General features: G+C 60.9%; 12 protein-coding genes. 5 read left to right on the top strand and 7 right to left on the bottom strand.

Annotated elements, in window-relative coordinates:
* Nucleotides 1–277: hypothetical protein (locus SGJ19_16070; GenBank protein ID MDZ4781770.1), on the top strand; the 277-nt coding region annotated here is incomplete at its 5' end.
* Between the two features lie 74 nt (nucleotides 278–351).
* Here SGJ19_16070 and SGJ19_16065 read toward each other — a convergent pair.
* The 4 genes from SGJ19_16065 to SGJ19_16050 form a co-directional block, all read right to left on the bottom strand.
* Nucleotides 352–738, bottom strand: coding sequence for an iron-sulfur cluster assembly scaffold protein (locus SGJ19_16065; GenBank protein ID MDZ4781769.1), 387 nt, complete (start codon nucleotides 736–738; stop codon nucleotides 352–354).
* Between the two features lie 3 nt (nucleotides 739–741).
* A complete protein-coding gene (locus SGJ19_16060) occupies nucleotides 742–2103 on the bottom strand; it encodes a cytochrome c peroxidase (protein ID MDZ4781768.1) in 1362 nt (453 codons plus the stop codon).
* A gap of 323 nt (nucleotides 2104–2426) precedes the next feature.
* Nucleotides 2427–5033, bottom strand: a complete 2607-nt coding sequence (mutS, locus tag SGJ19_16055) for a DNA mismatch repair protein MutS (GenBank protein ID MDZ4781767.1) — start codon at nucleotides 5031–5033, stop codon at nucleotides 2427–2429.
* 196 nt (nucleotides 5034–5229) lie between these two features.
* Complete coding sequence (locus SGJ19_16050) at nucleotides 5230–6003, bottom strand: DUF3800 domain-containing protein (GenBank protein ID MDZ4781766.1); 774 nt, start codon at nucleotides 6001–6003, stop codon at nucleotides 5230–5232.
* Nucleotides 6004–6202: 199 nt separating this feature from the next.
* Between SGJ19_16050 and SGJ19_16045 the strand changes: the two genes are divergently transcribed.
* Entirely contained in the window at nucleotides 6203–6361 is a 159-nt protein-coding gene (locus SGJ19_16045; protein MDZ4781765.1) for a hypothetical protein, read from the top strand.
* Between the two features lie 218 nt (nucleotides 6362–6579).
* Nucleotides 6580–6771 (top strand): DUF6800 family protein, encoded by a 192-nt coding sequence (locus SGJ19_16040; GenBank protein MDZ4781764.1) that lies wholly within the window; start codon nucleotides 6580–6582, stop codon nucleotides 6769–6771.
* Between the two features lie 64 nt (nucleotides 6772–6835).
* Here SGJ19_16040 and clpB read toward each other — a convergent pair whose 3' ends face one another.
* From clpB to dnaK, 3 genes are all read right to left on the bottom strand, one after another.
* A complete protein-coding gene (gene clpB / locus SGJ19_16035; GenBank protein MDZ4781763.1) occupies nucleotides 6836–9481 on the bottom strand; it encodes an ATP-dependent chaperone ClpB in 2646 nt (881 codons plus the stop codon).
* A gap of 78 nt (nucleotides 9482–9559) precedes the next feature.
* On the bottom strand, nucleotides 9560–9880 hold the full coding sequence (locus SGJ19_16030) for a hypothetical protein (protein MDZ4781762.1): 321 nt from the start codon (nucleotides 9878–9880) through the stop codon (nucleotides 9560–9562).
* Between the two features lie 176 nt (nucleotides 9881–10056).
* Nucleotides 10057–11967, bottom strand: coding sequence for a molecular chaperone DnaK (dnaK, locus tag SGJ19_16025; protein MDZ4781761.1), 1911 nt, complete (start codon nucleotides 11965–11967; stop codon nucleotides 10057–10059).
* 504 nt (nucleotides 11968–12471) lie between these two features.
* Between dnaK and SGJ19_16020 the strand changes: the two genes are divergently transcribed.
* Nucleotides 12472–13803 carry a Gfo/Idh/MocA family oxidoreductase gene (locus SGJ19_16020; protein MDZ4781760.1) on the top strand — a complete coding sequence of 444 codons (1332 nt, stop codon included), beginning with the start codon at nucleotides 12472–12474 and terminating at the stop codon, nucleotides 13801–13803.
* Between the two features lie 425 nt (nucleotides 13804–14228).
* Complete coding sequence (locus SGJ19_16015; protein MDZ4781759.1) at nucleotides 14229–14741, top strand: hypothetical protein; 513 nt, start codon at nucleotides 14229–14231, stop codon at nucleotides 14739–14741.
* The last annotated feature ends 45 nt before the right edge of the window (nucleotides 14742–14786 follow it).

Raw genomic sequence — 14786 nt, 5'->3', positions numbered from 1 at the left:
TAACAGTTATAGATGTGGTGTCACTTGCAAGGCCACCAATATGACCATCGACCAAGTTCGCAAGCTCCATCGAGCCGTGCCGTTTCAGCCGTTTGAGATTCATCTCGCGGATAGCCGTGCGTTTGCGGTCGATCATCCCGAATTGTTGGCCGTGATTCCGCCCGGTAGAACGATCGTCGTCGGCCTAGCGGACGGCACGGCTGAGATTGTGGATTTGCTGCTGGTGACCAGTCTCACGCTGCGGACGAATGGGCATTCGCGGAAGCGGCGGCGATAGGACGCCGCACTTCAGCGCGCTGGCGCGTCGGGTGAAGCGGTTGCTCCCCCTCGCTGGCGCTTCGGGTTGGTGTTTCAGCTGACCGGTGAATAGAGCGCCGATTGCAGCACCCGCCAGCAAAGTAAGCAGCACTTTTGGCGGTTCGGCGTTAGCTTGGGGCCGAATAACGCGAGCATCTGCTGGGCCGTGAAGGCCTGGGCCTCGTCGCGCGATTTCCCTTCGACCGCTTCGACCAGCATCGAAGCGGCCGCCTGGGAAATGCAGCAGCCGTCGCCGTGGAACCAGGCCTGACAGATACGGCCCAGCGGATCGAGCTGGAGTTCCAGCTCGATCTGGTCGCCGCACAGCGGATTGTCGTCCGCTGCGCGGTGCGTCGCCGCCGGGCAATGCCCACGGTGGTAGGGCTCCTCGTAGTAATCGAGGACGCGTTCCTGGTAAATATCCTCGTCGCTCACGGTCATAAGTTATTGCGGCAGGCGTTCGGTCTCGACCTTCGGCAGCGGGCCGGTGCAGGCCTTCATGAAGGCCACCAGGTCCTGCTTTTCCTGATCGGTCAGGTCGAGCTTTTTGACGTCCTTGTCGAGGTACGGGTTGGGATGTCCGCCCTTATTGTACCATTCGACGACTTCTTCGAGCGTCTGCTGGCTGCCGTCGTGCATATACGGAGCGGTCTGTTCGACGTTGCGAATCGTGGGCGTCTTGAAGGCGCCCTTGTCGGCCTCGACCTTGGTGACTTCAAAGCGGCCGAGGTCCGGCTTTGCGGCGTCCATGCCCACACCCAGGTTGTGGTACTTCTCATCGGCCAGGTTCGGCCCCACGTGGCAGGCGGTGCAATTGGCCTTCTGGCCGAAGAACAAGTCGCGGCCGCGCTTGGCACTTTCGTCCATCGGATGCGCCTCGGCGTCGGCCAGGGCTTTTTCGTAGAGGGCGAAGGTGTCGGGATCGTCTTCTTTGAGCGATTCGACATCTTGGTCCGCGAACAACCGGAGTTGCTCGTTGTAATCGTACGGCGACGCGCCGGTGACGATCGCACGCTCGAAGCTGGCGATGGCTTTGGCGACCGTTTCGATGTTGAGCCCTTCGCCCGGGAAGATTTTGGCGAACTGCAACTTGTAGCCCGGAATCGCATCCAGGCAGGTCACGCAAGCATCGTGCGTGTTACCCATCTCAATCGGATTGGCGATTGGCCCCTTGGCCTGCTCTTCGAGCGAAGCGGCGCGGCCGTCCCAAAACTGCACGTCGCTCAGAATGCGATTGTAAGCGGTCGGCGAGTTGCGATTGCCCGTCAGCTTTTCGATGCCGACGCCAAACTGCGTATGGGCAGCGTAGCCTTGCTCCGGATCGTGGCAGCCCGCGCAGGCGATCGCGGTGTCTTTGGCCAGGCGGGTGTCGAAATAGAGTTGACGGCCCAGCTCGATTTTGGCGCGGGTCAGCGGGTTGGCCTCTAGGCCCTTCACCTGATCGATGCCAGCGTTCAAGCCGAGTGGCAGCTCAATCTGGAGAACTTCGTGATTCTTCGGATCGTCCAACCAAGCCTGGATTTGCGCCGTGGTAGCCGGACCGTCGCCGGGAATCCCGGCAGTGAGCTCCGGCGTGCCGAGCAATACCGGCTCACTGGCAGTGGAGGCAGGAGCAGTCGTCTCGGCGGTCGCCGCTGACGCCGGCTTCTCTGCGACCTCAGCCGGGGCAGTGATCGCCGCAGCGGGCTCTTTTTCGGCAACCGCGACAGCAAGGGCCGTCCCCGGAGCCACCGCGACGGGTTCGCAACCCAGGCAGGGCATGGTCACGGCGAGCAGACAGATCGACGAAGCCAAACGGAGCCGCATACGGGAAACCTCGTCAAGGATGAAATCTAGGGGAGTTGCTGGCGGGCAGGCGTCGCGCCGATTTCGGCCCGATGGCTTGAAGTATATCAATAATCATTATTATTTCAAGCTTGGGAGCGACGGATTCGGGGCGTAAAGCACATAGCCGCGTGCGATGGCCCCTTTGACCGCTCGCCGCAGCGCCGGTAGTTTGAATTCGATCATGGCAAGATGGCCGCGACACGTTTGGACGACGCTCTTCACTTACGGCACGATGTTCGTGCTGTTTCCGCTGCTGTGTTGGTCGGCCTACAAGTGGCTGCGACCGTAGCCCCGAGTCGGTTCTACGGCTTCGACGCGTGCCCGTTCTGGTTGAGCGACGATTGCCAGTCCTGCAACAGTCGCAACGCGTCGAGCGGCGTGGTTTGATTCACGTCCAAGTTGCGCAGGCGATCCACCAGCGGATGCTCCGCCGGCTCGAACAGTAGTAGTTGCAGATCGCCGGCCTGTTTCCTCTTGCCGCGCCGCGCCAGCTTCGCCTGACCGCGCTCGTCCAATTGCTCGGACTCCAACTGGTTGAGGATTTCCTTGGCGCGCTCATTCACCGCGCGGGGAATGCCGGCCAGCCGCGCGACGTGGATACCATAACTCTTGTCCGCCGCGCCCGGCACGATTTTGTGCAGGAAGATCACCTGATCGTCCCATTCGCGGACGGCGACGTTGAGGTTCGTCACGCCGGAGAGCGACTTCGCTAGTTGCGTTAGCTCGTGGTAATGCGTGGCGAACAAAGTGCGGCAGCCAATCTGGTCGTGCAAGTGTTCCACGACGCTCCAGGCGATCGACAAGCCGTCGTAGGTGCTGGTGCCGCGGCCAATCTCATCCAAGATCACCAGGCTCCGCGCGGTCGCCGTATTGAGAATCCGGGCCGTCTCCGTCATCTCGACCATAAATGTGCTGCGCCCGCGTGAAAGCTCGTCGCTCGCGCCGACGCGGGCGAAGATGCGGTCGGCGATGCCGATCGTGGCGCTCCGCGCGGGGACATAACTGCCGAGCTGCGCCAAGAGCGTGATCAACGCGACTTGGCGGATGTACGTGCTTTTGCCGGCCATGTTCGGGCCGGTGATCAACAGCACAAAGCCGGCGTCCGGCGCGGCGGCGACGTCGTTGGGAACGAACGTACCGTCCGGCTCGGTGAGGTCCAGCACCGGATGGCGACCGTCGACGATCTCCAATACCGGTTCGTCGACAACCGTCGGCCGGCAATAATTGCGCTGCCGGGCCAACTCCGCCAACGAAGCAAGCACATCCAGTTCGGCCAGGATGGCGGCCGTGGACTGCAGTCGCTGCGATGCGGTGGAAACGAGTTCGCGCAGCTCAACGAATAGCTGAGACTCCAATTCTTTCGCACGTTCGTCGGCCGTGAGAACCTTCTCCTCATACTCCTTCAACTCCGGCGTGACATATCGCTCGGCGTTTTTCACGGTCTGCTTGCGAATGTACTCCGGCGGCGCTTTGAACTGGTGCGTGTTTGTAATCTCCAGGTAATACCCGAAGACCTTGTTGAAGCCGCACTTCAAACTGGGAATGCCGATCCGCTCGGCCTCGCGCGCTTGATACTGGGCGATCCATTGCTTGCCGCCAGCGGCGAGCTCGCGCAACGCGTCGAGCGGTTCGTGAAAACCGCCGCGAATGATGCCGCCGTCGCGGACGCTCAATGGGCAATCGTCCACCAACGCCGCTTCCAGACGGGCGCGAATCTCGGGACAGAGATCGATGCCGGCCTCCAACGCGTTGAGCCGCACACTTCGCCGCGCCGTCAGCTTCGCCTTGAGCGCCGGCAAGTTTGATAGCGTCTTGCCGAGGAAGCAGAGATCGCGGGGCGTAGCCCGAGCGGTCGCCACACGGGCGAGCAATCGCTGTAAGTCGTATACGCCGCGGAGTTGTTCGCGCAGCACGTCGAGCAAGGCCCGTTCGTCGAGCAACTCGCCGACGGCATCCAACCGCGCGTCGATGGCTGCGCGGTCGGTCAGCGGATTGGCCAGCCAATCGGCCAACATCCGCGAACCCATGGCGGTCACCGTGCGATCGATCGTCGCCAGCAGCGAACCTTCCCGTTTGCCCTCGCGCATCGTACGCGTAATTTCCAAACTGCGGCGGGTCGATTCGTCGATTTCGAGCGCATCCGAGGCACGATACGCCAACAACCGATCGACATGGGAAAGCGACGTCTTCTGCGTTTCGTGCAGATAATCGAGAATCGCTCCGGCGGCGCGCAGGGCGAACGTGTCGTCCGAAGCAAAACCAAAACCCTCCCAGGCGACGCGGCCGAAATGCCTTTCAAGCGATTCCTGCGCCGCGCCCCAGGTGAACACCCAGCCGGCGCGGCGCGTGAGCATCAACTCGCGCGGCAAATCAAGGTCGTTCGGATCGCAGTCTTCGCTGAGGAGGCATTCCGAGGGCGCGATTCGCGCCAACTCGTCAGCCAATCGCGCCGCTGGAAATTGCGCCGCGAGGAAGCGTCCCGTGGAAAGCTCGATCCACGCCACGCCGGTGATCTCGCCCGGCAAGATCGCAGCCAAATAGTTGTTTTCGCGCGGGTCCAACAGCGCATCGTCGGTCACCGTGCCGGGACTGACAATCCGCGTCACCTCGCGCCGCACCAGCCCCTTGGCTTGTTTCGGATCTTCAACCTGATCGCAAACCGCCACACGAATGCCAGCGGCGATCAGCTTGGCGAGATAACCTTCGAGTTGATGGTAAGGAAAGCCCGCCATCGGAATGGCGTTCTCCCCCTTCTCGCGACTGGTCAACGTGAGCTTGAGCACGCGCGCCGCCGTTTGCGCGTCCTCGTAAAACAACTCGTAAAAATCCCCCATCCGAAACAGCAACAACGCCTCGGGACAAGCCCGCTTGGCGTCGCGATATTGCTGCATCATGGGGGAGTTGGACATGGGGGGATGGCGACCTAGAAAATCGACTTGCGACAACAATGGCATGGAATATTAGCGGCAATCGCAACGGCGATACAGGTGGTGAGGCCGCTCGGGCTTGCATTTCGTTCAACACGAATGTAAGATTTGATTAGCGACCAGTAGTGGCCGGCGACAGTCGACCCTGGACTTTGTCCCTGGCCGCTCCTTTTTTGCGCTATTGCGAGTTTCGGCGCTGTTCTACCAGCCACTTAATGACGTCATTGAGTGATTCGTTCCCGAAATGGATTAGCGGGGCAAGGAGTTCTCGCGCACTTTCGTCAATGCTTTTGCTTTCCCGACCAATCTTCACCTCCTCCAACTTTCGCGCTGCGAGTGTACAAACATCGCACAATTGGAGAACGCGGCTCTTTGATGAGTCGATAAAGAATCCCTTTTCGATAATTCGGACCAGCTGCAACGGACCTTCCATAACCCGAAGTGCGCTGATGGACTTTTCAACGTCATGAACTACCTCTTTGTTCTCATCGGAAATAAACATTCCGAGTGTGGCGTCCGACAATCCTTGCAAGTACGCATCGACAACTCGAGCGACTAGCGCGAATGCCGCGACGTGCGGATTGATCGTGATTCCAGTGCCAAGGCTTGAAATCGCCCACTTTTGGAATCGCGCCTTCTCGATCGCACGAAAAACGAATTTTAGCCCGCTGTCGTTGGCTATTCGTAACCAATCATCTCGCAATGCGAGTCGCGCTGACACAGGTACTCCCTTGAAATGTGTGCGGCCGCTCCGCAACTCACTACCATGAATCTCGACGCCATCGCTCGCGAGATCAGGAAAGTGCCTCTTAACGGCCGCTTCAAGAGCGCCGGTAACAGCCCCCCACACTCCTTCTGGCACGATCAATGCACCAAGGACAAAAATGGGCTGATTTGCATTCTCAAGATCAGTGCCGGTGTTGCCACTTTCGTCCAAGTAAACCAGGTGCATGTCGAATCTCCAGCATATAGTTCCAAGGCGATTAGTTGCGCGACCGTGCTAAACTAGTCTGTCGTCAGAGCCTCAACAAGCCGCTCGACGTCCCTCTCATCGTTATATGCGTGCACACTCACGCGAATCTTCCCCGCGCGGTTGTTTAGCACCACGCCGCGATCCAGATCGTGTCACCGCGCGCGAACTCTTGGCTGCGGTGCGCGCCCCTTGGCAGATTGAGAACAGCCTGTTTTTCAGCAAAGATCGCTGGTGGGATGAAGACCGCCAGTGGTCCCGCCGCCCAGGCGTCGCGGAATGGTTCACTCAACTCACCTCCGCCGCCATCTTCACCCTCCGCAATCTCGGTCCACCCTAACTTCCCATCCGCGGCCGCGCCGACCAAATCGCCTGGAATCCCAACCTCGGCCTGAGCCTAATGCGTGCCAAATGACTTTGCAGTTGTCCTGGCCGACCGAACGGCCGGATTGACCTGACGGGCGACACACGTCAAAATGCTCGGTTCACGTTGAACCGTCACGTTTCCGGTAACTGCCGGCAACCGGCCCTGGCCGGTGCGGGAAGAGGAGCCTTGCCTTGAGTGGAATCAGCGATCGTCAGCAGGAAATCAAGCGCCGCCGGCACCGCCGGAAGAAATACGTCGTGATGGCGCGCAAGCTCAAAAAGGCCACCGTCTCCGAAAAGACGGTCCTCGCCGAGAAACTGCGCAACCTCACGTCCGGCTGCAACGAACTCATTGAGCGCTGGGGCTTGGTGGAAAAGCGGTAGCCGAGAACGACGAATGCCGAATGATGAATCGAAGTTGAATTCATCATTCTGCATTCATCATTTCCTACACTTCCACCGTTTCGTGGACCTGCGCGAACGTGAACTCGCCGTCCGCGTAGTCGATCTTGATCGTCGCGCCGTCCGGGTATTCTCCCTTCAGAAGCTCCGTGGCCAACGGGTTTTGTAAACGCTGTTGGATCACGCGCTTCAGCGGACGCGCGCCGTACATCGGGTCGTACCCTTCCTGCGCAATGGCGTCCAGCGCCGCCGTCGTCACGGTCAGCCCGAAGCCGGCGCGTTCTACCTGCTTTTGCAGGTGCTTCACCTGTAACGTGACAATCTTGCGCAGGTCCTTCGCCGCCAGCGGATGGAACACGATCGTCTCGTCGATCCGGTTCAAAAACTCCGGCAGGAACCGAGCTTGTAAAATCTCTCGCACGCCAGAGCGCATCTCGTCCTCGCTCCCTCCCTGCTGCGCGATCTCTTGAATCAACTGGCTGCCGACGTTCGAGGTCATCACCACGATCGTGTTGGTGAAGTTGACCGTGCGCCCATGACTGTCCGTGAGCCGCCCGTCGTCGAGCACTTGCAACAGCACGTTGAACACGTCCGGATGCGCCTTTTCGATTTCATCCAGCAGCACCACGCAATACGGCCGCCGCCGCACCGCTTCCGTCAGCCGGCCCCCTTCGTCGTAGCCGACATATCCCGGAGGGGCGCCGATCAGTCGGCTCACCGTGTGGCGTTCCATGAATTCGCTCATGTCAAGCCGCACCATCGCGGTCTCGTCGTCGAACAGCACTTCCGCCAGCGCCTTGCAGAGCTCGGTCTTGCCGACGCCCGTCGGGCCCAGAAACATGAACGACCCGATCGGCCGATTCGGATCCTGCAAACCAGACCGACTGCGGCGCACCGCGTTGGCGACCGCCTCGACCGCTTCTTCCTGCCCCACGACGCGCTCGTGTAAGCGCTCCTCCAGCACCAGGAGCTTGGCGCGCTCCGTCTCCAACATCCGGCTCACCGGAATGCCGGTCCACGCGCTCACCACTTCGGCAATCTCATCGGGCCCCACTTCGCGACGCAGCAAACGCTTGCCGGACGTGACCGGTTGTTCCGGCACGGCGCTCTCGGCCTGCGCGGCAAGTTGTTTCCGCTCGTGATCGAGCTGGTAAAGCCGCTGATAATCCTCTTCGCTGACCAGGTTACCGGCCGCTTGCTTCTCGCGGATCGCGGCGCTCAGTTGGTCGAACTGCAATTGCAGTTCCTCTTGTCGGCGGCGAATCTGATGTACGTCAACCAGCCCGGCCTTTTCGCTTTCCCATTGTTCGCGCAGATTGGCGAGCTTGAAGCGCAATTGCTTCATCTCGGCTTCAATCTCTTCCAGCCGCTCCTTGGCGTGCTCTTCGGTCTCTTCGGCCAACTGCCGCTGCGCCAGCTCCAATTGCATCAACCGCCGTTGCACCTCGTCGATCTCAGTCGGCACGCTCTCCAGTTCCATCGCCAACCGGCTGGTCGCCTCGTCCATCAGGTCGATCGCCTTATCAGGCAACTGCCGGTCCGCGATATAGCGATCGGCCAACTGCGCCGCGGCCACCAACGCTGAATCCTTAATCCGCACCCCCTTGTGATGCGCCTCGTAACGCGGCTTGAGCCCGCGCAAAATCGCAATCGTGTCCTCCACGCTCGGCTCGCCCACGAACACCGGCTGGAACCGTCGCTCCAGCGCCGCGTCCTTTTCGATGTACTTTCGATACTCGTCCAACGTCGTCGCGCCGATGCAACGCAAATCCCCGCGCGCCAGCGCCGGCTTGAGCAGATTCGCGGCGTCCTGCGCGCCTTCCGCAGCGCCGGCGCCGACCACGGTGTGCAGTTCGTCGATGAACAGGATCACATTCCCGCCGGCGTCTTGCACTTCGCGCAGCACGGCCTTAAGCCGCTCTTCGAAGTCCCCGCGAAACTTCGCCCCCGCCACGAGCGCGCCCATGTCGAGCGCCACCACGCGCCGGTTCTTCAAACTCAGCGGCACGTCCCCTTGGAAAATGCGCAGCGCCAGCCCTTCCGCGATCGCCGTCTTGCCCACGCCCGGCTCGCCGATCAACACCGGATTGTTCTTCGTACGCCGCGACAGCACCTGGATCACGCGGCGGATCTCCGCGTCGCGCCCGATCACCGGGTCGAGCTTCCCCTTGCTGGCCCGCTCGACGAGATCGATGCCGTATTTATTCAGCGCCTGGAATTTGCCTTCCGGATCTTGATCTTGCACGCGCGCACTCCCTCGCAGTTCCTTGAGCGCCGCCAGCACGTCTTTCTCGGCGACGGCGTTCAGTTTCAACAGATTCTTGGCCTTCGATTCCGACTTCACCAGCGCCAACAGCAAATGCTCGGTCGAGACGAACTCATCCTTCATGTCGTCGGCCGTCTTCTGCGCGGCCTCCAACACTTGCATGAATGCCTGCGACGGATTCGGCGCGCCTGCCCCGCTGACCTTGGGGAAATGCCCCAACTCCGCCTCGATCATCTTGTCGAGCTGTCCGCGATTGACCCCGATCTTATCGAGCACCGCGCCGACAATCCCCTCGCGCTCGCCCACCAGCGCCGCGAGCAAGTGCAACGGCTCCACCTGCGGATGCTGCCGCTCCGCGGCAATATCCTGTGCGCGCTTCACCGCTTCCTGCGACTTCGTGGTCAATTTTTCGAAGCGAAATGCCATTGTTCTATTGTGTTGTGAAATGTCGTTTGGTGACAATTCCGAGAAATCGCAAATCGAACGTATCGTAAACCGCTTGGCTCAGTCGCCGCCGCGCATTTTCTTCAACTCACGAACTAGGATTCCTGTGTTCTTGGGATTCTGACTTCTGTCACGAGCGCGTAACCATCGGTCGAGCGCGCGCTTCACAAGCTCAAAACCTTCGTCCGTGAGATCGGATTTCATGATCCGCGATTCAATCGTTACCGCTTCGCCAGGACGAAGCACTTCGTGAACTAAGAGCCCGTTATCTTGCAAGAAGTTTGCGAATGTCACGTAGCCATCAATGACGCGTTGACGATAGTCTTGCTCTTCCGAAGCCAAGAAGTGGTTTTTTATTCCCAGGATCGTGAAATCATCCATTGTGGATTCTCACATTTCCAAAGCCGATCTTTTGGCCTCTTCATGCAACGGGCCGGCGTGCGACAAGTGCACCCCGGCCCCGTTACCTCGCCCCTGTTCCGACCTCTTCTCTCTCTCCCTCGATCTTCTCGTCCCCCTCAGCGTCTCCGCGCCTCCGCGGTGAAGAAAGCAAAAACCTATTCCTTCACCTCGAACTCCGCGTCGACAACATCCTCATCACCAGCCTTCGCGCCGTTCGACGACGAGGCCGCTTCCGGCGCCGGCCCAGCGCTCCCCTTCGCCCCGGCCTCGTACAGCGTCTTGCTAAACGCGTGCGAGACCTGCTCCAGTTCGCTGATCGCCGATTTGATCTTGTCCACGTCGTCGCTCTTGGCCACGTCGCGGGTCTTCGCGATCGCGGCCTCCAGCGGCGCTTTGTCGCTGGCGCTCAGCTTCTCGCCTTGCTCCTTGATCAGTTTTTCCAACTGATAGCACATCGTCTCGGCCTGGTTGTGCAGCTCGGCCAGTTGCCGCTTCTTCTTGTCCTCGGCCGCGTGCGACTCGGCGTCCGCCAGCTTCGACTTGATTTCCGCTTCGCTCAGGCCGCTCGATTGCTCGATCCGCACCGTGTGCTCTTTGCCCGTGCCGACGTCCTTCGCCGAGACGCTCAAGATGCCGTTGGCGTCGATGTCGAACTTCACCTTGATCTGCGGCACGCCGCGCGGCGCCGGCGGGATGCCTTCCAGGTTGAACTCGCCCAACAGCCGGTTGTCCCGCGCCATCGGCCGCTCGCCTTGATAGACCTTCACCGTGACGGCCGTTTGATTGTCGGCCGCAGTGCTGAATGTCTGTTCTTTCTCGGCCGGAATCGTGGTGTTGCGCTCGACGAGCGCCGTCATCACGCCCCCTTCGGTCTCGATGCCCAGCGACAGCGGCGTCACGTCCAGGAGTAACACGTCCTGCACGTCACCGGCCAGCACGCCGCCCTGAATCGCGGCGCCCACGGCCACCACTTCGTCGGGATTCACGCCGCGATGCGGCTCCTTGCCGAACATCTTCGTGACGAGTTCCTGCACTTTCGGAATCCGCGTCGAGCCGCCGACCAACACCACTTCGTCAATCTCGCTCGGCTTCAGCTTCGCATCCTTGAGCGCCTGCTCCACCGGGCCGCGGCAGCGCTCGATCAAATGATCGACCAACTGCTCGAACTTCGCCCGCGTAATGTTCACCTGCAAGTGCTTCGGGCCGTTCGCGTCCGCCGTGATGAACGGCAGATTGATGTCGGTCGAGCTCCCGGCGCTCAACTCCTTCTTGGCCTTCTCGCACGCTTCTTGTAAACGCTGCAGGGCCATCGTGTCCTTGCGGAGATCGATCCCCTGTTCTTTCTTGAATTCCTCGGCGACATGATTGATCAACACGTCGTCGAAGTCGTCGCCGCCCAAATGCGTATCGCCGTTGGTGCTGATCACGCGGAACACGCCGTCCGCCACTTCCAGCGCCGAGACGTCGAACGTACCGCCCCCCAAGTCGAAGACCACGATCTTCTCGTGTTCCTTGCGGTCCAACCCGTACGCCAACGCCGCCGCCGTCGGCTCGTTGATGATCCGCGCCACTTCCAATCCCGCCAACTGTCCGGCGTCTTTCGTCGCCTGCCGTTGCGCGTCATTGAAGTACGCCGGGACGGTCACCACCGCCTTGTTGACCTTGTGCCCCAGGTAGGCCTCGGCCGACTCCTTCAACTTGCGGAGCACCTTCGCCGAAATCTCCGAGGGCGTGAATTGCTTATCGCCCACGCCGACCTTGACGTAATCCTCCGGGCCGCCCACGACCTGGTAAGGCACCATCTTCTCTTCGCCCGCCACTTCGTTGTGACGGCGGCCCATGAACCGCTTGATCGAGTACACGGTCCGCTTCGGGTTCGTGACGGCCTGGCGCCTCGCCGGCTCGCCGACCAACACGTCGCCTTTGTCGTTGAACGCGACCACGCTCGGCGTCAGGCGATTGCCTTCCTGATTGGGAATCACCTTGGCCTCTTTGCCTTCCATCACCGCCACCACGGAGTTCGTGGTGCCGAGATCGATCCCGATAATCTTTTCGCCTTGTGCCATGAGTGGTGAACTCCTCCGCGTTTATGACCCGGCGCGGCTTAAGTCAGCCCGCCATTTGGTATTGATGATTCGCTCGCCGACCGCCCGGCAATGCCTGGCACGGTCAACTTTTGCCACGTCAATCTGGGAAAGCAAAGTCCGTGCCAGCCCCCTCAACAGGCGGACGGCTTTTCGCAACCCATTGCCAAACAATACGTTGCGCCACGGAAGTGGTTCAAAATCCCCGCCACAGTCATCCCGCCCCCGCCACCGGCTGCCATTTTGACAACCGCACACGAAGTCAACGACGCCCCGCTCAAGCCCAGGGAAGGCCCCAATAGCCGTCACCATCACCAACGACATCGGTGGCCTTCCCTGGGATTAACGCGCACGACGTAGTGTACGCGCAACGCGCCGCCTTCCGTGTTATCATCAACGCTTCCGGCCCCGCCGGATGCCCGCCGTTTTCCTGAGCGGCCCCGCCGCTTCCCACCACACACGCTTCCCGTCGCTTGGAGTTGTTTCATGTCCGCCAATCCGACCACGGTCTCGCAACCCGCAGCCGCCGCCTCGACGCCCGACACGAATCCCTCCCGGCGCGGGTTCCTCCGCACCTCGACGGCCGCCGCCCTCGGCGCCACGATGCTCGGCCAACTCTCCGTTGCGCGGAGTGCGCACGCCGCCGGCAGCGACATCCTCAAGGTCGGCCTCATCGGTTGCGGCGGACGCGGCAGCGGCGCGGCGGCCAACAGCCTCAACGGCGATCCCAACGTCAAGCTCACCGCCCTGGCAGACGTCTTCGAAGATCGCATCGCCGGCGCGATCAAAAATCTCCAGATGCAATACGGCGACCGCGTCGACGTTCCCAAGGAGCGCCAGTTCGTCGGCTTCGACGCTTACAAGGGCCTCATCGATTCCGGCGTCGACATCGTCCTGATGGGCACGTCGCCCCACTTCCGCCCGCAGCATCTCAAGTACGCCATCGAGCAAGGCAAGCACGTCTTCGCCGAGAAACCGGTCTGCGTCGACGCCCCGGGCTACCGATCCATCCTGGAAACCACGGCGCTGGCCGAATCGAAAAACCTCTCCATCGTCTCCGGCCTCTGCTGGCGGTACGACTACGGCGTCCGCGAAACGATGAAGCGCGTCCGCGACGGCGCCATCGGCGAGATCGTGGCCATCCGCGAAATGTACAACGCCCGCGGGCTCTGGCATCACGGCCACGACCCGAAGTGGAGCGACATGGAATACCAGATGCGCAACTGGCTCTACTTCACTTGGCTCTCCGGCGATCACAACGCCGAACAGCACGTCCACAGTCTCGACAAAGCCGCCTGGGCGCTCGGCGATATCAGCCCCACGAGCTGCTTCGGCCTCGGCGGCCGCCAAACCCGCATCGACCCCAAGTACGGCCACATCTTCGATCACTTCGCCGTCTGCTACGAATTCCCGAACGGCGTCCCGATGTTCGCCTACTGCCGGCAACAAGACGGCTGCGCGGTGGAAACCTCGGACACCTTCTACGGCACCAAGGGCACGGCCGACATCCTCAACAACACGATCAGCGTCAAAGACGAGCCGAAGTGGAAATACCGCGGCCCCACCGGCAACATGTACGACATCGAACACCAAGAAATGATCCAAGGCATTCGCTCCGGCAACATCATCAACAACGGCCACTACATGGCCAACAGCTCCATGATCGCCGTCATCGGCCGCATGGCCAGCTACACCGGCCAGGTCATCACCTGGGAAGAAGCGGTCAACAGCAAAGAAGACCTCTCCCCCAAAGCCTACGAATGGGGCCCCCTCGAAACGCCCGCGGTGGCGATGCCGGGGATTACGCCGTTTGTGTGATGAAACTGCAGGTCAGGCAAGCTCGGCACGGGCAACCCACTCATCGCGACAACACAGCCAGCGATCGCCCCGCCAAAAACCCGTGCTGAACTTGCCTGACTGCACCGGCCATGCGCCAAGGCAGGCAATCCCAATTTCGCGCCAGGGCGGCTCTTCGTGTGTTTGAATTGTGCGGCCGATTCGGGCCGTCGCGTGCCGATTGATCGACTACGGGGTAAATGGCAGTTTCCAGCGCCCGTCGAGCGTGCTAGCGATTCAAGCCGCGTAGATGCCCATCGTCAGCACATGCGAGGTGGGGCGTTACCGCTTTACAGTATTTCTGATCAGGCAAACTTTGGCACGCGTGCCGACAAGATCCTGCTACAATCAAGTTTCGTGAGGACGGCACCTCAATACCGCAACATCGCGATTTCGAGAACGCTGCCATGAAAGCTCACGTCCGCATTTCGCTGCTCCTCGTAGTTTCAGTTGTGTTGCCAGCCAGGGCAGCATCATTTCAGGGGTTGGGCGCGCCGACAGGAGACAGCGCGTCGTACGCGTACGGTGTCTCCAGCAACGGCTCCGTCGTCGTGGGCTATAGCGAAGCCGCCCCGACATCCTTTCAAGCGTTTCGTTGGAGCGCCGACCAGGGGATCGAAGGATTGGGCGATCTGCCTGGAGGGTTTTTGCGGCAGTCACGTGCACATGCGGTCTCGGCAAACGGCGCTGTCATCGTAGGTCATGGCAGCAGTGACATGGGAAACGAAGCATTTCGCTGGACGCGCAACCAGGGATTGGTGGGGTTGGGTTCGATTGGCCAACAAGAGTTGAGCGAAGCCACTAGCGTCTCCGGCAACGGTTCCGTCGTGGTTGGTTATTTTCAGTCCAACTTCTTCGAGTACGAGGCAGGACGACTGCATTCTCAGATTCGCGAACCGAGTTGGGGTCGGGTTGCGTAGGAGGAGTTAGCCGTTGTGGCGGGAGGGACCGCTTGGGCCAGGGCT

The organism is Planctomycetia bacterium (assembly GCA_034440135.1).
Lineage (GTDB): Bacteria > Planctomycetota > Planctomycetia > Pirellulales > JALHLM01 > JALHLM01.
The sequence above is the reverse complement of the archived record's forward strand: the minus strand, read 5'-3'. Positions and strand labels throughout refer to the sequence as shown.

What these genes read in the sequence shown, in the direction of transcription:
- SGJ19_16065 (MDZ4781769.1), bottom strand. Translation starts at nt 738, where the DNA reads ATGACCGTGAGCGACGAGGATATTTACCAGGAACGCGTCCTCGATTAC.
- SGJ19_16060 (MDZ4781768.1), bottom strand. Translation starts at nt 2,103, where the DNA reads ATGCGGCTCCGTTTGGCTTCGTCGATCTGTCTGCTCGCCGTGACCATG.
- mutS (MDZ4781767.1), bottom strand. Translation starts at nt 5,033, where the DNA reads ATGTCCAACTCCCCCATGATGCAGCAATATCGCGACGCCAAGCGGGCT.
- dnaK (MDZ4781761.1), bottom strand. Translation starts at nt 11,967, where the DNA reads ATGGCACAAGGCGAAAAGATTATCGGGATCGATCTCGGCACCACGAAC.
- SGJ19_16050 (MDZ4781766.1), bottom strand. Translation starts at nt 6,003, where the DNA reads ATGCACCTGGTTTACTTGGACGAAAGTGGCAACACCGGCACTGATCTT.
- clpB (MDZ4781763.1), bottom strand. Translation starts at nt 9,481, where the DNA reads ATGGCATTTCGCTTCGAAAAATTGACCACGAAGTCGCAGGAAGCGGTG.
- SGJ19_16030 (MDZ4781762.1), bottom strand. Translation starts at nt 9,880, where the DNA reads ATGGATGATTTCACGATCCTGGGAATAAAAAACCACTTCTTGGCTTCG.
- SGJ19_16015 (MDZ4781759.1), top strand. Translation starts at nt 14,229, where the DNA reads ATGAAAGCTCACGTCCGCATTTCGCTGCTCCTCGTAGTTTCAGTTGTG.
- SGJ19_16020 (MDZ4781760.1), top strand. Translation starts at nt 12,472, where the DNA reads ATGTCCGCCAATCCGACCACGGTCTCGCAACCCGCAGCCGCCGCCTCG.